Source organism: Streptacidiphilus albus JL83 (genome assembly GCF_000744705.1).
Taxonomy (GTDB): Bacteria; Actinomycetota; Actinomycetes; order Streptomycetales; family Streptomycetaceae; genus Streptacidiphilus; species Streptacidiphilus albus.
On record NZ_JQML01000001.1, the window covers coordinates 2,822,838 to 2,840,642 of the forward strand.

General features: G+C 74.2%; 16 protein-coding genes. 13 read left to right on the plus strand and 3 right to left on the minus strand.

Features of this window, described 5'->3' with window-relative positions; translation table 11 throughout:
* Position 1: 1 nt before the first annotated feature.
* From BS75_RS12270 to BS75_RS12295, 6 genes are all read left to right on the plus strand, one after another.
* Positions 2-1,390, plus strand: a complete 1,389-nt coding sequence (locus tag BS75_RS12270; RefSeq protein ID WP_034088253.1) for a vWA domain-containing protein — start codon at positions 2-4, stop codon at positions 1,388-1,390.
* 102 nt (positions 1,391-1,492) lie between these two features.
* Positions 1,493-2,572: an FHA domain-containing protein gene (locus BS75_RS12275; protein ID WP_034088254.1), complete on the plus strand. Its 1,080-nt coding sequence runs from the start codon at positions 1,493-1,495 to the stop codon at positions 2,570-2,572.
* A gap of 87 nt (positions 2,573-2,659) precedes the next feature.
* A complete protein-coding gene (locus BS75_RS12280) occupies positions 2,660-3,067 on the plus strand; it encodes a globin (RefSeq protein WP_034088255.1) in 408 nt (135 codons plus the stop codon).
* Positions 3,068-3,191: 124 nt separating this feature from the next.
* Positions 3,192-6,488 (plus strand): FtsX-like permease family protein, encoded by a 3,297-nt coding sequence (locus tag BS75_RS51440; RefSeq protein WP_034088256.1) that lies wholly within the window; start codon positions 3,192-3,194, stop codon positions 6,486-6,488.
* Positions 6,485-9,253 carry a hypothetical protein gene (locus BS75_RS12290; protein ID WP_042436870.1) on the plus strand — a complete coding sequence of 923 codons (2,769 nt, stop codon included), beginning with the start codon at positions 6,485-6,487 and terminating at the stop codon, positions 9,251-9,253. The genes BS75_RS51440 and BS75_RS12290 overlap by 4 nt, the downstream gene beginning before the upstream one ends.
* On the plus strand, positions 9,250-10,236 hold the full coding sequence (locus BS75_RS12295) for an ABC transporter ATP-binding protein (RefSeq protein WP_042436867.1): 987 nt from the start codon (positions 9,250-9,252) through the stop codon (positions 10,234-10,236). The genes BS75_RS12290 and BS75_RS12295 overlap by 4 nt, the downstream gene beginning before the upstream one ends.
* Before the next feature lie 39 nt (positions 10,237-10,275).
* Here BS75_RS12295 and BS75_RS12300 read toward each other — a convergent pair whose 3' ends face one another.
* Both BS75_RS12300 and BS75_RS12305 read right to left on the minus strand, forming a co-directional pair.
* Positions 10,276-11,442 (minus strand): dihydrofolate reductase family protein, encoded by a 1,167-nt coding sequence (locus BS75_RS12300; RefSeq protein WP_034088257.1) that lies wholly within the window; start codon positions 11,440-11,442, stop codon positions 10,276-10,278.
* Positions 11,443-11,491: 49 nt separating this feature from the next.
* Positions 11,492-12,205, minus strand: coding sequence for a 4'-phosphopantetheinyl transferase family protein (locus BS75_RS12305; protein WP_231607751.1), 714 nt, complete (start codon positions 12,203-12,205; stop codon positions 11,492-11,494).
* A 64-nt stretch (positions 12,206-12,269) separates the two neighbouring features.
* Between BS75_RS12305 and BS75_RS12310 the strand changes: the two genes are divergently transcribed.
* From BS75_RS12310 to BS75_RS12320, 3 genes are read left to right on the plus strand one after another with little or no spacing between them, the layout of a single operon-like run.
* On the plus strand, positions 12,270-13,112 hold the full coding sequence (locus BS75_RS12310) for a CYTH domain-containing protein (protein ID WP_197091931.1): 843 nt from the start codon (positions 12,270-12,272) through the stop codon (positions 13,110-13,112).
* A complete protein-coding gene (locus tag BS75_RS44200; protein WP_231608123.1) occupies positions 13,031-13,879 on the plus strand; it encodes a CHAD domain-containing protein in 849 nt (282 codons plus the stop codon). The genes BS75_RS12310 and BS75_RS44200 overlap by 82 nt, the downstream gene beginning before the upstream one ends.
* 34 nt (positions 13,880-13,913) lie before the next feature.
* Complete coding sequence (locus tag BS75_RS12320; protein ID WP_042437012.1) at positions 13,914-14,357, plus strand: YchJ family protein; 444 nt, start codon at positions 13,914-13,916, stop codon at positions 14,355-14,357.
* Between the two features lie 22 nt (positions 14,358-14,379).
* Here BS75_RS12320 and BS75_RS12325 read toward each other — a convergent pair whose 3' ends face one another.
* On the minus strand, positions 14,380-14,691 hold the full coding sequence (locus tag BS75_RS12325; protein ID WP_042437009.1) for an SCO5918 family protein: 312 nt from the start codon (positions 14,689-14,691) through the stop codon (positions 14,380-14,382).
* 310 nt (positions 14,692-15,001) lie between these two features.
* On the opposite strand from BS75_RS12325, the gene BS75_RS12330 reads away from it, so the two are divergent.
* The 4 genes from BS75_RS12330 to BS75_RS12340 all read left to right on the plus strand — a co-directional run bounded on the left by BS75_RS12330 (position 15,002) and on the right by BS75_RS12340 (position 17,789).
* Positions 15,002-15,205, plus strand: coding sequence for a cold-shock protein (locus BS75_RS12330; RefSeq protein WP_034088259.1), 204 nt, complete (start codon positions 15,002-15,004; stop codon positions 15,203-15,205).
* Positions 15,206-15,461: 256 nt separating this feature from the next.
* Positions 15,462-15,932, plus strand: a complete 471-nt coding sequence (locus BS75_RS12335; RefSeq protein WP_042436860.1) for a molybdopterin-dependent oxidoreductase — start codon at positions 15,462-15,464, stop codon at positions 15,930-15,932.
* Between the two features lie 198 nt (positions 15,933-16,130).
* Entirely contained in the window at positions 16,131-16,253 is a 123-nt protein-coding gene (locus BS75_RS51445; protein ID WP_267970411.1) for a putative leader peptide, read from the plus strand.
* 288 nt (positions 16,254-16,541) lie between these two features.
* Positions 16,542-17,789 (plus strand): LLM class flavin-dependent oxidoreductase, encoded by a 1,248-nt coding sequence (locus tag BS75_RS12340; RefSeq protein WP_034088260.1) that lies wholly within the window; start codon positions 16,542-16,544, stop codon positions 17,787-17,789.
* Positions 17,790-17,805 lie beyond the last annotated feature (16 nt).

Below are 17,805 nucleotides of genomic sequence, written 5' to 3' on the forward strand. Positions count from 1 at the left end.
CATGGCCAGGCTCACCAAGTCCAACCTGCCCCAGTTCGCCGTCGACATCTTCCAGAACGAGTACCTGGCGGAGGGCGCACGCGAGGTCAACGCCATCGTGACGGTGACCGCGACCGGCGGCGGGACCAGCGCCCGGGTCGAGAGCCGGGCCGACTCCTTCGCCGACGGGCCCGACGCCGCCGTGGTCATCATGGTCGACTGCTCCGGCTCGATGGACTACCCCTCGGCGAAGATCCACGCCGCCCGGGAGGCCACCGCCGCCGCCATCGACGCGGTCCGCGACGGGGTCGCCTTCGCGGTGATCGCCGGCACCCACGAGGCCAAGGAGGTCTACCCGGGCAGCGGGCAGCTCGCCGTCTCGCACCCGGGCACCCGCGAGGAGGCCAAGCAGTCGCTGCGCCGGCTCACCCCCGGCGGCGGCACCGCCATCGGCACCTGGCTGTCCAAGGCCGACCAGCTGTTCCTCTCCCGCCGCGACATCTCCATCCGGCACGGCATCCTGCTCACCGACGGCCGCAACGAGCACGAGAAGCCGGCCGACCTCCAGCGGACCCTGGACCGGGTGCAGGGCCACTTCACCGCCGACTGCCGCGGCGTCGGCACCGACTGGGAGGTCGAGGAGCTGCGCCGGATCGCCTCCGCGCTGCTCGGCACGGTCGACATCGTCGCCGACCCGGCCGGCCTGGCCGACGACTTCCGGGCGATGATGGAGCACGCCATGGGCAAGGAGGTGGCGGACGTCGCCCTGCGGGTGTGGACGCCGGCCAACGCCCTGGTGAAGTTCGTGAAGCAGGTCGCCCCGGCGGTGGAGGACCTGAGCGGGCGCCGGAAGGAGTCCGGGCCGGTGGAAGGTGCGGCGCGCAGCGCCTCGGACAAGGGTGGCGGTGGGCGACGGGTGGGGGACTACCCGACGGGGTCCTGGGGTGACGAGAGCCGTGACTACCACGTGTGCATCGAGGTCCCGGCGGCGTCCGTGGGCAACGAGATGCTGGCCGGCCGGATCAGCCTGGTCGTCCCGCAGCCGGACGGCGGCACCGAGGTGCTGTCCCAGGGCCTGGTCAAGGCCGTGTGGACGGACGACCTGGCCGCCTCCACCAAGATCAGCCCCCAGGTGGCGCACTACACCGGCCAGGCGGACCTCGCGGTCGCGATCCAGGAGGGCCTGGACGCGCACCGGCGCGGTGACGTGGACAACGCGACCTCCAAGCTGGGCCGGGCGGTGCAGCTCGCCCACGCCTCCGGCAACGAGGACACCTTCAAGCTGCTGGCGAAGGTGGTGGACGTGGTCGACGCGAAGGAAGGTACCGTTCGATTCCGTAAGAACGTGAGCGAGGCGGACTCGATGACCCTCGAGACCCGCTCGACCAAGACCGTCCGCGTCAAGAAGTAGCGCAAGAGCACAGCCGTACCGCGCACCCGACCGAGAACAGCGGCAGCTGCGGGCCCCTCCGGCCCGCGGCTGCCGCACCCACGAGCCAGAGGGGGGCTCCCCATGCCGATCTGTCCGCAGGGCCACGATTCGCCGACCGACGACTACTGCGACTACTGCGGCTGGCCCATGTCCGCCCCTGGGCAGCAGTCGCAGCAGTCGCCGCAGCAGCCTCAGCAACCGCAGCAGCCGTACCAGCAGCACCCGCCGAGCACGACGGGGCTGGTGATGTGCCCGATCTGCAGCACCCCGCAGACCGAGCGCTACTGCGAGGAGTGCGGCTTCGACTACGACCTCGCCTCGCCCTCGCGCCGGGTCCAGCCGCCCGCCCCGGCTCCGGCTCCGGCAGCTCCGCAACCGCCGCAGCACCAGCAGCCCCAGCACCAGCAGCAGGCCCCGCAGCAGCAGCCGCAACAGCCGCAGCCGCCTGCGTACGGCTACCCGATCCCCCAGCCGCCGTCCCAGTCCCTGTCGCAGCAGCAGGCCCAGCAGCAGCCCTACCAGCAGCAGCCACCGCAGCAGCAGGGCTACCAGCCGCAGCAGCAGGCCCCGCAGCAGCCGCAGGCGCCGCAGCCGTCGCCGCCGTACGGCGTGCCGGCCGGGACCTACGGCGGGGTCAGCTACTCGACCGGCGAGACCAGCGGCGGCTTCAGCACCGACTTCATGCTGCAGCCCCCGGTCTCGGGGGCGGACCCGATGCTGAACCAGCCGCAGCAGCCGCAGTCCCCGGGGCGCGGCACCTGGGTCGCCGTGGTGGCCGCCGACCGCGCCTACTTCGACGACATGATGGCGCGCAGCGGCCCGGACGCCGCCGGGCTGTACTTCCCGCCGTACACGCCGGAACGGCGGGTGCCGATGACCGGGCGCGGGCAGCTCCGGATCGGTCGCCGCAGCCACCAGCGCGGCACGGTGCCGGAGATCGACCTGTCGATCGCCCCGGAGGACCCCGGGGCCTCGCACCAGCACGCCCTGCTCCAGGAGCAGCCGGACGGCGGCTGGGTGGTGATCGACCAGGACTCCACCAACGGGACCACCCTGAACGGCGCCCCGGACCCGCTCGACGCCCACCAGCCGATCCAGCTCCAGGACGGCGACCGGATCCACATCGGCGCCTGGACCACGGTCACGGTCCACCGCTCCTGACCCCAGCGCTGCTGACCCGGGTCCCGGCCCGCAGGCCGTCCACCGATTCCCGGTGGGCGGCTTGCGACCGTCTGAGACCATGGAGGCGTGGATCAGATCAAGCGCGGGACCCTGCAGACCGAGACCTTCTACGAGCAGGTCGGCGGTGAGCCGACGTTCCGCCGCCTGGTGCACGCCTTCTACCGAGGGGTCGCCGCCGATCCGCTGCTGCGGCCGATGTACCCGGAGCAGGACCTCGGCCCGGCCGAGGAGCGGCTGGCGCTGTTCCTGATGCAGTACTGGGGCGGGCCGCGCACCTACAGCGAGCAGCGGGGCCACCCCCGGCTGCGGATGCGGCACGCGCCGTTCACCGTGGACCGGGCCGCCCACGACGCCTGGTTGCGCCATATGTTCGCCGCCGTGGACGAGTTGGAACTGGCGCCGGAACACGACGCGCAGCTGCGGGACTATCTGACCTACGCCGCCGCCTCGATGGTGAACACCCCGGAGGCCTGAGCCCCCCGCCAGACCTCAATATTCACACGAATAACGCAAGAACCTTTCGCCACCACTGGCCACCGTGACAGGATCGCCTGCGAACCGGGCGAGTACCGGCGTCATGGGGGCACGGGGGGAATGGATGGGCGGCTTCGTCCTGCTGCGCTTGCGGGCGCACCGACTGCTGGTCACCGCCGCTCTGTTGACGATGGTGCTGACCGTGGGGCTGCTCTCGGCCCTGGTCGGTTTCAGCTCGTCGATCGACAACGCCGGGGTCCAACGGGCACTGCAGTCCACCGACGCCACCCAGGCCACCCTCAACGTCTCCGCCCAACCCGCCGCCGGCACTGCCGCCGCGGTCGACCGGAGCGTCCGGCGCTACGCCGCCCAGGCCTTCGGCGGGCTGCCGGTCGACGTCCGTTCCAGCACCGTCTCCGACACCTTCGGGCTTCCCTGGGCCTCCACCGCCGCCGCCACGCTCGCCGCGCGCACCGGCGGCAACCCCGACCTGACCATGCTGGCCACCCTCGACCGCAGCAAGCTGACGCTGCTGCACGGCAGTTGGCCGGGGAAGGCGGCCACGGGCCAGCCGGTCCCGGTAGCCGTCCCGGTCGCCGCCGCGAGCCGGCTGCCCGCGGTCGGCGGCCTGCTGACCATCCAGGACCGCGACAGCCAGCGCGAACTGCGGATCCGGGTGGTCGGCGTCTATGCGCCGACCAACAGCGCCGACCCCTACTGGCAGCTGGACACGCTGGGCGGATCGGGCATCCAGCGGGTCGGCTTCTCCACCTACGGCCCGCTGCTGATCGACGCCGGCGACTTCACCAGCGGCGCGGTCCCCGCGCAGACCGTGGCCTGGGTCGCCACCGCCGACTTCGCCGGTATCGACCTGAGCCGCGCCGACGCCTTGCCCGACACCGTCAACGAGGCGATCGCGGCGATCATCGCCGACGGCTCGCTCGGCTCGCAGACCACCGCGACCAGCGGGCTCCCGGCGCTGCTGCCCTCGGTGGACCAGGCCGTCGCCGTCTCCCGGAGTTCGCTGCTGGTCGGCGCGGTGCAGCTGGCACTGCTGGCGCTGTTCGCGATCCTGCTGGTGTCCCGGCTGATCAACGACGCCCACACGGGCGAGACCGCCCTGCTGCAGGCGCGCGGCGCGGCCCCGCGCCGATTGGCCGCCCTCGGCGCCGCCGAGGCCCTGCTGCTCACCCTGCCGGCACTGGTCGCCGCGGTGCTGCTGGCCGGTCCGCTGATCGGACTGCTCGCCGCACACGGGCCGACAGCCACCGCCGGGGTCAGGATCGGCGCCCTGCCACTGGGACCGGTGCTGCTGACCGCCGCCGTCGGCAGCCTGGGCTGCCTGCTGTTCCTGCTGCAGCCGTCGCTGCGCCGCTCCGCACTGAGCGCCCGCACCCCCGGCGCCTCCCGGACCGGCACCCGACTGCTCCGCCGAATCCCGGCCGGGCTGCTCCGCACCGGCGGCGACCTGGTACTGCTGGGCTTGGCCGCAGTCGCCTACTGGCAGCTCCGGAACGACAACGGCACCGGCAGCACCGGCATTGACCCGTTCCTGGTCGCCGCCCCGACGCTGGCGCTGTGCGCCGGGGCGACCCTGGCCATGCGGCTGCTGCCCCCGCTGGCCGGAATCGCCGAGCGGATCGCCGCCAGGGGGAGCGCACTCTCGGGCGCGCTGGCCGGCTGGCAGCTGGCCCGACGGCCGCAGCAGATCGGTGCGCCGGTGATGCTGCTGGTGCTCGCCGTCGCCATGGGCACCCTGGCGGTCGGCCAGAACAGCAGCATCAACCGCTCGCAGAGCGACCGGGCGACCTTCACCGTCCCGGCCGACGTCACCGTCACCGGGGCCGGCTCCCCCGGCTTCGGCCAGGGCGCCGCCTACGCCGCGCTCCCCGGGGTCACCGGCGCCGTCCCGGTGATCCGTGAGCCGCTTCCCTCGCTCGGGCAGAACCAGGGAGCAGCCCCCGGCCTGCTGCTCGCCACCGACACCCGTGCCGAGAGCAGCGAGTTCCCGCTGCGCAGCGACCTGGCCGGGACCTCCGTCCGCCGGCTCCTGGCCCCGCTCGCCCCCGCCGCCGAACCCGTCTCCGAGCTGGGCATCCCGATTCCGGGACGCCCGCGCTACCTGGAGCTCGACGTCAGCGACAGCGACTTCGCCGGGGTCGCGGCACAGGACTCGCTGGTGGTCACCGTCACCGACCGGTTCGGCGTGCCCTACCAGTTCACCGCCCTGCCGATCGACGCGGACGGCCGGACCCACACGCTGCGACTCGACCTCGACGCCGCAGCCGGCGCCCCGCTCGGCCTTCCCGCCTATCCACTGACGATCAGTCAGTTGTCCTTCAGCTACAGCATTCCGTCGCAGATCACGGACCAGCAGCTGCTCGCCCTCCTCGGCGTCCGCGCCATCCGGGCCGACGGCACGGCTCTCGCCCTGCCGCCCGGGCTGGCGTGGCAGGCCAAGGTGAGCGATTCCGCTCCTTCCGGGACGGCGGGGCTGACCGACGCCTCCGTCGGCCGGGAGACCGGCGGAGGAATCGCCTCGGTGACGGCCCGCGCCGCCACCAACTACTTCAGCGGCGTCATCAACCAGGGCACGGTCGACCTGACGCCCGCCGGCGGCAGCGCGCTGCCGCCCAGCCTCCCGGCCGTCGTCACCACCGGGTTCCTGCAGCAGACCGGGGCCACCGTCGGACAGACCGTCGGTCTCTCCACCGGAATGCCCTCGTTGCGGATCGTCGCCGCCGTCCCCGAACTGCCCGGCACCACCGCGGCCGACGGCGGAGTCGCGCTGGTCGACCTCACCGCCTACGAGCGCTGGCTGACCGCTCAGCAGCAGCCCGGGCAACCCGCCACCGACTGGTGGCTCTCGGTCTCCCCGGACACCCCGCAGGCCCAGGCCCGGGTCGCCGCCGCGCTCCGCGCCCGCGCCGACGACCCGACCGTGCAGGTCCGGGACGAGGTGCTGGCGGGGCTCCGCAACGACCCGTTCTCGGCCGGGCCGCAGACGGCGCTGCTCGCGCTGGCGATCGTCGCGGCACTGCTGGCCGCCGTCGGCTTCACGGTCAGCGCGGTCGGCGCGGTGCGCCGCCGGGCGAACGAGTCGGCGCTGCTCTTCGCGATCGGCGCGACCCGACGGGAGCTGGCCAGGTCCACCGCCGTCGAGCTGGGCGTCCCGGTCCTGCTCAGCCTGGCCGTGGGCCTGCCGGTGGGGGCGCTGCTGACCCGGATCGTGGTCCCGCTGTTGGTGCTGACCTCGACCGGAACCAGGCCGGTGCCACCGGTGCTGGTCCAACTGCCGCTGCCGCAGCTGGGACTGCTGGTGGCCGCGGTCGCGCTGGTCCCGCTGGTGGTCGCCGGCCTCGCCGGACGCCTGGGCGGCCCGGCCACCACCGCCACGCTGCGCAGCAAGGAGGAGCAGTGAAGAGCACCGGTGCGGGCCGCAACGGCCAGGTCGCCTGGGTGAGGGTCCGGCTGCTCGGCAGCCCGGTGGCGACCGCCGCCCTGGCTGTCCTGGTGCTGGTCGCCTCGTTCCTGGCGGCGGCACTGCCGCTCACCATGGACCGCAACGACGACACCGGGCTGCGGCAGCAGCTCGCCGGGCTCCCGGTGTCCACGGCCTCGATCAACGGCGCGGCCATACCGGTCGTCGCGCCCGGGGTGTCCGCGGCGAGCCAGGTGGACCTGGGCCTTTTGGCTCCGGTCGCGCGGGCGCTGGCGTCCGGAGTCCCGGCACCGCTGAACGGCCTGCCGGACCAGTCCTCCTACGGCGTGACCACGACCGCGCCGGCCGCCGCCGCGGCGCTGCCCCGGCTCGACCCGCTGGCGTCGACCCAACTGGACCTGGTCGCCCAGGCCGACGCGGACCAGCACGCCACGCTGCTCCACGGCAGCTGGCCGGTCGACCAGGGCCCGGGCACGGCGCTGGAAACGGCCGTCAACGCCACCACCGCCGCCAAGCTGGGGCTGCACGTGGGCTCCGTGATCGACACCTCGCTCGGGGCACTGCGGGTCGTCGGCGTCTACCGGCCCACCACCCCGACCGGACCCTACTGGACCGCGCAGCCCTTCCTGACTGCCCCCGGTGTCGCCTACACCCCGGGCGGCATCAACGGGCCGCCGACGCCCTACTGGCACATATCACTGCTGCTCTCGGACGACGCTGCCGTGGCGTTGCCACTGAGCTCCCTCCAGCTGTACTGGCACCAAGCGCTCGACACCCGCGCACTCCACGCCTACCAGATCGGCCCGGCGCTGCGAGAGCTCGCCAGCCTGCTCGGCGGGGCGCAGGCGCAGCACGTGTTCAACGTCTCCGAGACGGCCGGAGTGCCGGCGCCGCAGCTGACCTCACAGCTGCCGACCGTACTCGGCGAGGTGCAGATGCAACAGGCGGCGGTGGTGCCGCTGCTGACGATCGGCGGGGCCGGGGCGGCCGGCAGCGCGGTCGCGGTGCTGCTGATGCTCGCCGTACTCGCCGCCGAGCGCCGGGGCGAGGAGCTGCGGCTGCTCCGGGCCCGGGGCGTCTCGCTGCGCTGGCTCTTCGGCCGACTGCTCGCCGAGAACGCCGCCATCGGCGTGCCCGCCGCCGCCATCGGCACGGGAGCGGCACTGCTGCTCCTGCCGGGCCCCCGGCCGGGGCCGTCGCTGGCCGCCGCCGGAGCCGTGGTGCTGATCACCGTGCTCGGGCTGCCGCTGCGCGCCGTGCTCCGGCACCGTCGGCCGACCCCGGGCAGCGACCGGGAGGAACTGGCCACTGCCCGTCCCGGCAAGGGTCGGCTGCTGCTGGAGCTGGGCGCGCTGGCCCTGGCCGTGCTGGCCGCCGTCGGCCTGCGACTGCACGGGACCTCGACCGGCGGCTCGCTGGACCCGCTGGTCGCCCTGGCCCCGCCGCTGCTCGCCCTCGCCGCCGCGCTGCTGGTGGTCCGCCTGCTGCCGCTGCCGCTGCGGCGGCTCGGCCGAGCACTGGGACGCGGCCGGGGCGCGGTCTCCTTCCTCGGCACCGCCCGGATCGGCCGGGCCGGTACCGGCGTCGCGGTGCTGCCGCTGCTGGCGCTGCTGCTGGCGCTCAGCACCGCCGCCCTCGGCTCCACCGTCCTCGCCTCGGTCGACGCCGGGCGGGACCGGGCCGCGACGCTGGCGGTCGGCGGCGACACCAGGATCGACGGCAGCCCGCAGCTCGCCCCGGGCTTCCCGGCCGCGATCGCCGCCGTCCCCGGCGTCCAACGGCTGGTCACCCTCCGGGAGATGACGCGGGTCACCGCACCGGTCACGAACGATGCCGTGACCCCGCCGGTCCTGACCGTGGTCGGCGTGGACCCGGCCCAGTACGCGGCCTACTCGAAGGCCGTCGACATCGGCGCCTTCGATCCGGCGCTGCTCCAGGGCGCGGGTTCGACCGGCAAGGGCGCAGCGCCGATCATCACCAGTCCCGACGTCTTCGCCGTCTTCGGCAGCAGCCCGTTCCAGATCAGCGTCACCACCGGCACCCTGGACGTCCGGATCGTCGGCACCCTGACCGGTACTCCGGGGATCGCCCCCGGCGGTTCCTTCGCGCTGCTCCCGCAGGCGGCCGAGCTCAGCCAGCTGGCCGTCAGCGTGCCGCCGACCCAGTACGCGCAGAACGTGGTGCTCACCCTCGACCACGCCGACCCGGCCACGCTGGCCGCCGCGGCCGTCCGGGCCACCGGCGGCTTCTACGCCCCGGTCGGCATCCAGACCCGCGCCCAGGTGCTGGCGAGTCTGGCGACCACCCCGACCCAGCGGCTGGCCGAGCAGCTCTACCGGGCGACGGTGGCGGCAGCCGCGCTGTTCAGCCTGCTGGCGCTGGTGCTGTCGCTGGTCCAGGCGGCGCCCGGCCGGGCCGCACTGCTCACCCGGCTGCGCACCATGGGACTGACCCCGCGCCAGGGCTACGCGCTCAGCCTCACCGAGTCGCTGCCGTCGGTCCTGGTCGCCGCCGTCGCCGGGGCGCTGCTCACCGTGGGGCTGACCGCGCTGCTCGGACCGGCCCTGGACATCGGCGCGCTGATCGGGACCACCATCCCGATCCCGCTCGTCACCCACGCCACCGCGCTGCTCACCCCCACCGCGCTGCTCGCGCTGCTCGCCGCCCTGGTGGTGCTGGCCGAGACCGCGCTGATCACCCGACGCCACATCAACACCGAACTACGAGCGGGGGACCGACGTTGAACACCACCGCCGAGGAGCAGGGCGACCTGCCCACCCTGGACGAACTGCGCGGACGCGCCGCCGACGCCCGGGCCCGCCCCTCCTACGGGCACGATGCGCTGATCGCCTGCGACCAGCTGGTCCGGATCTTCGCCACCGACGACGTCGAGGTGCAGGCCCTCCAGGGGCTCGACCTGACGGTGACCGCCGGGGACCTGGTGGCCCTGGTCGGCGCCTCCGGCAGCGGCAAGTCCACCCTGCTGCAGATCCTGGCCGGGCTGGACGTCCCCACCGCCGGACGGGCCAGCGTGGCCGGCTGCGACCTGCTCGGGATGGGCGCCAAGGAGCGGCTGCGCTACCGCCGGGAGGTCGTCGGCTTCGTCTGGCAGCAGACCGCCCGGAACCTGATGCCGTTCCTGAACGCCCGTCAGAACGTGCTGCTGCCGATGCAGTTGCGCGACCGATCGGTACGGGCCTCGCGCCGGGACCGGGCCGACCGGGCGGCCGAGCTGCTGGACCTGCTGCAGGTCGGCCACTGCGCGGAGCGCCGCCCGGCGCAGATGTCCGGCGGCGAGCAGCAGCGGGTGGCCATCGCCGTCGCCCTCGCCAACAGCCCCTCGGTGGTCCTGGCCGACGAGCCCACCGGCGAGCTGGACTCGGACACCTCGCACCTGATCTTCGAGGCCTTCCGGACGGTCAACCGCGAGCTGGGGGCGACCGTGGTGATCGTCACCCACGACCTGATGGTGGCCGGCGAGGTCCGCCGCACCGTGGCGATCCGCGACGGCCGGGCCGCCGCCGAGGTGCTGCGCGAACTGACCACGGACGAGCACGGCCAGGAGTCGGTGGTCTCCCGCGAGTACGCCACCCTGGACCGCGCCGGACGGCTGCAGCTGCCCCGCGAGTTCCTGGACGCGCTGGGCATGGAGCAGCGGGTGGAGGTCACCCTGGAGCCGGACCACCTCGGCGTCTGGCCGGAGCACCCGGAGCCGGCCGCCGACTGAGCGGGTCGCCCGATCGGGCGACCCGCACGGCCGAACGCCCTACCAGAGGTGGGCGTTGACCGCGCGGGCCTCCTCGGCCAGCTCGGGGCACTCCAGCACGGTGACCCCGGCCTGCTCCAGCAGTTCGATCCCCTGGCAGTCGGCGACGAACAGGGCCGGCTCGCGCCAGGCCAGCACCACCCGCGGGATGCCCGCCGCCAGCGCCAGCTGGGCGCAGGGCGTCGGCCGCGACGCCCTGCGGCTGCACGGCTCCAGGGTGGTGTAGAGGGTGGCGGTCCGCAGCCGCGGATCGGCCGGGTCGATCTTGGCCAGCGCCGACTCCTCGGCGTGGACGGTGGCGTCGGTCTCCCGGGAGTAGCCGCGCGCCAGCTCGGTGCCGTCGTCGGCGACGACGACCGCCCCGACCGAGTAGGCGGTCTCCGAGGCCGGGCACTGCCGGGACAGCTCGACGGCGAGCGCGAGCCGCCGGCGGTCGTCCTCGGTCAGCCGGTCGGCGGCCGGCTGCTCCCGCTTCTCGTCCTGCTTCTCCGGCACCCGGTAGTGGAGCAGCGCGACATCGCCGACGGCGTCGGTCCCGACCAGCTCCATCCGGTGCAGCGCGTCCTGCGGGAACCGGCCGGCGTTGACGAAGCGCGGGGCCTCGTCCGCGCCGACGAAGAAGGGCGCGACCGCGAGCCGGATCTCGTCCACCAGTCCGGAGGTGAGGAACAGGGTGTGGACGGCTCCCCCGCCCTCCACCATCAGTCGGCGGACGCCGCGCACGCCCAGGTCGTCCAGGACCGCCCCGAGGTCGAGCCCGGCGCCGGTGCCGACCACCTCGGCGAGCCCGGCCAGCCGCGCCGTCAGCCGCGCCACCGCCGCGTCGGGCGAGTAGACCAGCTTGGCGCGGCCGTCGCCGTACTGCCACAGGCGCAGCTCCGGATCGAGGTCGCCGCCGCCGGTCAGCACGATCCGCAGCGGCTGCCCGGGCAGGCCGGCGGCCCGGCGCTCGGCCTGCCGCTGCTCCGAGTTGACCAGCAGCCGGGGATTGTCGCTGCGCAGGGTGCCCGCGCCGATCAGCACCGCGTCGCTGTCGGCGCGCAGTTGGTCGACCCGGTCGAGATCGGCCGGGTTGGAGAGCAGCAGCCGCTCGGGGGCGGTGTCGTCGATGTGCCCGTCGATCGACATGGCGACGCTGAGCAGGACATGGGGGCGGCGTGCGGTCATGCCCCCACCGTGCCACATCGCTGCCGCCGCAGTGTCCGGAAACCTGGTGTCAGCGTTGGACCAGCGCCGGCGCATCCCCGCCCGACGCCTCCAGGCTCAGGGCGACGGCGGCGGCGAATCCGGGGGGCATCTCCAGGTCGGTGAGGGTCCAGCCGACCGGTCCCGGCTGTCGGCTGCCGACGTAGTCCAGCTCCGGCCCCCGGCCGAGACCGGTGCCGATGCCCTTGAGGTACGCCTCCTTGCGCGTCCACAGCCGGGCGAACTCCTGCGGCAGCCGGTCGGTCCCCTCCGCCTCCGCCAGCTCCGCCCGCTCCGCCGGATGCAGCACGGTCGCCAGGTCGGCGACGGTCCCGGGCGCGGGCAGGGCCTCGACGTCGGCGCCGACCGCCCGCTCCGCCACGGCGAGCAGCACCAGCGGCCCGGCGTGCGAGAGCGAGAAGTGCAGCCCGGTCGAGGGGTCCGCCGGCGCCGGCCGGCCGTGCGGGGCGCCGCAGCAGGGGCAGGGCTCGCGGGTGAGGGCCACCTGCCCCGGCGGCAGCCCGAGGTACCCGCCGAGCACCCGGCGCAGCATCAGGTGCGCCGCCGTGTAGCGCTCCCGGTCGACGGCCCGGAAGAAGCGTCCGGCCCGCTCCCGCTCCCCGGCGTCGAGCACCGCCTCCGCCTCCCGCTCGCCGCCGAGCACCAGCGGGTCGCCGTCGGACCGGGCGTCGGCCCCAGGGACCTCGCGGAGCCAGATGTGTACCTCGTCACGGTGCGGCCGCATCATTCCTCACTCACGGGGGAACCCTAACGGGTTGGCAGGCACACACCACGGCATGGGCGGCGTTATGACGAGCATGCAGTACGAGAAGGAACTGAAGTTCGACGGCGCCACCGACGTCGAGCTGCCCTCGCTGGAGGGTCTTCCGGGGGTCGCGGCGGTCGCCGCCGCCACGCCCGAGGACCTGGACGCCGTCTACTACGACACATCCGACCTGCGGCTGCTCGCCCACGGGATCACCCTGCGCCGCCGCACCGGCGGCCATGACGCCGGCTGGCACCTGAAGCTCCCGGCCGGCGGACCGGACACCCGCCTGGAGCTGCACCACCCGCTCGACCCCGAGCCCCGGCGGCCCCGCCCCAGGCGGCCCCGAGCCCCGCTCCCCGACCGCGGTTCCCCGGCCCCGCCGACCGAGCTCACCCTCCGGGTCCGGGCCTACCTCCGCGACGCGCCGCTCGGGCCCGTGGTCGACCTGCGGACCCACCGCCGCCGCACCCTGCTGCTGGACCGCAGGCAGCGCCCGCTGGTCGAGGTGGCCCGGGACGCGGTGACCGCGCGCCGGACCGGCGAGGCCACCGCAGCGGCCTGGACCGAGGTCGAGGCGGAACTGCTACGGGGCGATCCGGCCCTGCTGGACGCGGTGGCGCAGCGGCTGACCCGGGGCGGGCTGCGCCGCTCCGCCAGCCCCTCCAAGCTGGCCCGGGCCCTGTCGACGGCGGCGGTCCGGACCCCGCCGCCCCGCCCGCCCCGATCGGCGACCCGATCGCCGACCCGATCGGCGCGGCCGTCACCGCACTGCTGCGGACCCAGGTCGCCGCGCTGCTGGCGCTGGACCACCGGGTCCGCACCGACCAGCCCGACGCGGTCCACCGGATGCGGGTCACCGTGCGCCGGCTGCGCAGCGCGCTGAAGACCCACCGCGCGCTGTTCCGCACCTCGGCGGGGCCCGGGCTGGTCGGGCTCGGCGAGGAGCTGCGCCGGTTCGCGGCGGTCCTCGGCGCGGCCCGCGACCGCGAGGTGCTGGGCGCGGCGCTGACCGACGAGATCGAAGGGCTGGCGCCGGAGGAGTGCCCGGGTCCGGTCCGCGAACGCGTCACCGCCTGGGCCGGGGCCCGCTACCAGGAGTCCTGGACCGGCGTGGTGGCGGAGCTGGACAGCGCCGGCTACTTCGCACTGCTGGACGCCCTGGAACGGCTCGTCGCCGCACCGCCGCTCCGGCGACGGGCGGCGGCGCGGCCCGCCGGTCCGGCCTTCGAGCGGCGGCTGGCCGCGGAGCAGGGCCGGGTCCGCCGGCTGCTGGCCGCAGCCGCCGGGACCGAGCCGGGTCCGGAACGCGACACCGCGCTGCACGGGGCCAGGAAGGCCGCCAAGCGGGCCCGCTACGCCGGGGAGGGCGCCAGGCCGGTGCTCGGCGGGTCCGCGCAGCGCTTCACCCGGCGGATGACCTCGATCCAGGAACTCCTGGGGACCCGCCAGGACGCGGTGCTGGCCTGCCGCGAGCTCCCCGGCCTGGCCGCCGAGGCGCATGCGGCGGGCGAGCCCGGCTTCGGCTACGGGATCCTCTACGCGGGCCGCCGGGCCGTGGTGCGGCGCTGCGACGCGGAGCTGGCCGAGCGGCTGCCCGCGCTGCTCGCCGAACTGGAGTCGACACCCGTGCAGCGGCCTGCGGCGGAGTGAACCGGACCCGGGAGGCTGGGGCAGAATGCCGACCATGGCGAAGCAGAAGAAGGTCGTGGCCCCGGGCGCGCACGGCCCCGTGGCCCATCGGGGCCCTGACACGGCGGCCCCCTGTCCCTGCGGGCTCGACCTGGCCTACGGCGACTGCTGCGGGGTCTTCCACCGCGGCGAGGCCGCCGCCCCCACGGCGGAACGGCTGATGCGCTCGCGCTACAGCGCGTTCGCCGTCGGGGATGCCGGGTACCTGCTGCGGACCTGGCACCCGACCACCCGCCCGGCGCGGCTCGACCTCGATCCCGGGACCCGCTGGGTCCGACTGGAGATCATCGCCACCGCCGAAGGCGGTCCGTTCCACACCGAGGGCACGGTCGAGTTCCGCGCCCACTACCGGGAGCGCGGCCACGACGACTCGCTGCACGAGCTCAGTCGATTCGTCCGGGACGGCGGCGCCTGGGTCTACCTCGACGCGCAGCAGTAGCGCGGGAGGAGGTCGGCGGCTGCTACAGCAGCTGCTCGGACTCGTTGCTGGGGAAGATCTCCCCGACCGAGGGCTCGGCGCTCGGCGCCGGGGCGGCGGAGGGCGCGGGGCTGCAGGTGAAACCGAGGCGCTCCATGGCACGGACGACGTCCGCGGCGCTGAAGTCACGGCGGTCCTGCTTGGTGATCACAGCACCGACCTGCTTGATCGGATACGAACGACGGCCGATCTTCACGGACTCCCCGGTGACGGGCTCGGCTTTCACATCACGCATAAGAGCCACTACCTCGCTCGCCTGCAGGTAGAAGGAGCAGCCGGCGATGGTGAAGCGCATCATGCCTCGCAGTTTGAAGAGGTTTTCAGTACAACCAGCCTCGCACAGCGCGGGGCGCACGGAAAGGTCGGTTCCCCCGTCGGCGGTATCGGGATCCGGAGGTTCGCCCGGTCGTGTGCTAGCTTTGGTGATGTTGCAGTTTTGGTTCCCATGAACGTTGTGTGCGCCTTGCGGGTTGTAACCCAAGGCGCACTTTTGTTTTTATTCCGGTTTTTTGTGGTGCATGTCGCAGCCGGAGCGGGGCGATCATCGCGGCGACGACGGGATCCGTGCTGTGCGGTTCCCGACTTGCCCCATGAAGGAGATAGACATGGCTACTGGCACCGTGAAGTGGTTCAACGCGGAAAAGGGCTTCGGTTTCATCGAGCAGGACGGTGGCGGCGCTGACGTCTTCGCCCACTACTCGAACATCAACGCCCAGGGCTTCCGCGAGCTGCTCGAGGGCCAGAAGGTCGAGTTCGACGTCACCCAGGGCCCGAAGGGCCCGCAGGCGGAGAACATCCGCCCGCTGTGATGCGGGTCGGGCGCGAGCCCGACGCTGACTGACCGACTGACCCGGAAGGGCCCCGCCGTTCGACGGCGGGGCCCTTCCGCATTGCCTGGCGGCTACGTATATTCGGCTGCACCTGCGAGCCCCTGACGCCACCTCAGCTCGCACATACGGCCATTTTGGTGACACAGGCTCGAACATGCGGGTTCTCCCGGGCGTCGGCGGGTACCACCCCTGCAAGGCTGTGCCCCAGAGCCGCACCGGAGGGAGCGCCAGCGCCATGAGCACCGCAGCGAGCAGCACCGCCGAGAGAAGCAGCGCCGCCGTCGTACGCATCCACGGCCATGTCGCCGAACCCCTCGAACTGACCGTTCAGCACCTGCGCCGGCTGCCCGAGCAGCGGGTCACCGTGAGCTTCGACTGCCTCAAGGAGGGACCGCAGTTCCACGACTTCGAGGGACCGACGCTGTGGGACGTGCTGCGCACCATCGGTCCGAGCCCGGACTACGCCGCCCGCAAGCAGCGCAGCCGGCTGCTGCTCACGGTCACCGGCGCCGACGAGCACTGCGCGGTGCTGTCCTGGGGCGAGGTCGACCCGGAGTTCGGCGGCCAGCGGATCCTGCTGGCCACCAGCATCGACGGCCTGCCGCTGGACAGCGCGGGCCCGCAGCTGGTGGTCCCCGCCGACGTCTGCGGCGCCCGGTACATCTCCGGCATCCGCGCGGTCTGGGTCGGTCCGGCGGCCTGCTGAACACGATCGAAAGCTGAACGAGAGCGGCACCGACGGGCTGGGCAGGTCGCCGGCCGGGTGCCGCTTCGGGCGCTGACCGGGCACCCCGCACCTGCTCGGGGCCGGGATGGGGATTGCCAGGTCCTCCCCCGCCCGGATAGCCTCGGGCCAGGTGGCGATCCACCTGGTGGAGACGATCGAAGAGGAGGGCGGCCGACCATGCGGAGCACGCGTCAGCAGCACGCCGCCCCCGCCCTCGCTCCCCGGCGCAGCCTCGTCGGCGCCTTCTCGCGCCGCCACATCGACCTGCAGCGCGTCGCCGGCGCACTGTGTACGGGCTGACGACGCCCCTTCCGGTCCGCCGCACCTGCACCGCCCGGCTGAACTGACCCCGGTCCCGCACGTGTCCGGCCGTCCGGCCGTTCCTCCGTCCGGACGCGGTCCGGCGACCCGCCTTCGCCCACCTCACCGCCGCCGCCCCGGCTGACCGCCGGGTCGTGACCGGCGACCCCTCCCGCACGCCCTCCCCTGCCGCCCAGGCCCACGACGGCCGGCCCCGGTCCGCTCCGGCGCCGCGGCCCGTCGGCATGCCCGCAACCGATCCGCAGCCGAGCAGAGAGCGATCCGACCATGGCTTCCGCACACCCCGCACACCCCTCCCCCGCCGCTCCGCTGCATCTGGCCGTCGCCCTCGACGGCAGCGGCTGGCATCCCGCCGCCTGGCGCGAACCAGGTTCCCGGGCAGACGAGTTGTTCACCGCCGGCTACTGGGCCGAGCTGGTCGCCGAGGCCGAGCGCGGCCTGCTGGACTTCGTCACCATCGAGGACTCCCTCGGCTTCCAGTCGTCCACCCCCGGCAGCCCCGACGGGCGGACCGACCAGGTGCGCGGCCGGCTCGACGCGGTGCTGATCGCCGCCCGGATCGCCCCCCTGAGCCGGCACATCGGACTGGTGCCGACCGCCGTCGCCACCCACACCGAGCCCTTCCACCTGTCCAAGGCCATCGCCACGCTCGACTACGTCAGCGGCGGGCGCGCCGGGGTCCGGGTCCAGGTGTCCGGACGGCCCGACGAGGCGGCCCACTTCGGCCGCCGCGAGTTCCCCGCCTTCCCGGCCACCTTCGAGGAGTTCGGGCGGCCCGAGGTGCAGCAGCGGATCGCGGTGCTGTTCGAGGAGGCCTCGGACTGGATCGAGGTGCTGCGCCGGCTCTGGGACAGCTGGGAGGACGACGCCGAGATCCGCGACGTCGCGACCGGCCGCTTCGTCGACCGGAGGAAGCTGCACTACATCGACTTCGAGGGGGAGCACTTCAAGGTCAAGGGGCCGTCGATCACGCCGCGCCCGCCGCAGGGACAGCCGCTGGTCACCGCGCTGGGCCACGACACCGTCCCCTACCGGCTGATCGCCGGCTCCGCCGACGTCGGCTACGTGACGCCCCACGACGCCGACCGGGCCCGGGCCGTGGTGGCCGAGGTCCGCGCGGCGCAGGCCGAGGCCGGACGGGCGGAGGAGACCGTGCACCTCTTCGGCGACCTGGTGGTCTTCCTGGACCAGGACGGCTCCGCCGCCGCCGGGCGCAGGCAGCGGCTGGACGAGTCGGCCGGGGCCGAGTACCGCAGCGACGCCCGGATCTTCACCGGCACTCCTGCCGAACTGGCGGACCTGCTCCAGGAGTTGCAGCAGGCCGGGCTGACCGGCTTCCGGCTGCGGCCGGGCGCGCTGCCGCACGACCTGGAGCAGATCACCCGGGGCCTGGCGCCCGAGCTCCAGCGCCGGGGCGCGTTCCGCTCCGGCTACGAGGCGGACACCCTGCGCGGGCTGCTGGGCCTCTCCCGCCCCGCCAACCGCTACGCCGCCACCCCCGCTGCCGCCGTCTGATCCCGGAAGGACCTCC

Coding starts and splice junctions, on each gene's coding strand:
- BS75_RS12300 (WP_034088257.1), bottom strand. CDS start 11,442: ATGACCGCACGCCGCCCCCATGTCCTGCTCAGCGTCGCCATGTCGATC.
- BS75_RS12340 (WP_034088260.1), top strand. CDS start 16,542: ATGGCTTCCGCACACCCCGCACACCCCTCCCCCGCCGCTCCGCTGCAT.
- BS75_RS12330 (WP_034088259.1), top strand. CDS start 15,002: ATGGCTACTGGCACCGTGAAGTGGTTCAACGCGGAAAAGGGCTTCGGT.
- BS75_RS51445 (WP_267970411.1), top strand. CDS start 16,131: ATGCGGAGCACGCGTCAGCAGCACGCCGCCCCCGCCCTCGCTCCCCGG.
- BS75_RS12275 (WP_034088254.1), top strand. CDS start 1,493: ATGCCGATCTGTCCGCAGGGCCACGATTCGCCGACCGACGACTACTGC.
- BS75_RS12310 (WP_197091931.1), top strand. CDS start 12,270: ATGACGAGCATGCAGTACGAGAAGGAACTGAAGTTCGACGGCGCCACC.
- BS75_RS51440 (WP_034088256.1), top strand. CDS start 3,192: ATGGGCGGCTTCGTCCTGCTGCGCTTGCGGGCGCACCGACTGCTGGTC.
- BS75_RS12335 (WP_042436860.1), top strand. CDS start 15,462: ATGAGCACCGCAGCGAGCAGCACCGCCGAGAGAAGCAGCGCCGCCGTC.
- BS75_RS12270 (WP_034088253.1), top strand. CDS start 2: ATGGCCAGGCTCACCAAGTCCAACCTGCCCCAGTTCGCCGTCGACATC.
- BS75_RS12305 (WP_231607751.1), bottom strand. CDS start 12,205: ATGCGGCCGCACCGTGACGAGGTACACATCTGGCTCCGCGAGGTCCCT.
- BS75_RS12320 (WP_042437012.1), top strand. CDS start 13,914: ATGGCGAAGCAGAAGAAGGTCGTGGCCCCGGGCGCGCACGGCCCCGTG.
- BS75_RS12325 (WP_042437009.1), bottom strand. CDS start 14,691: ATGCGCTTCACCATCGCCGGCTGCTCCTTCTACCTGCAGGCGAGCGAG.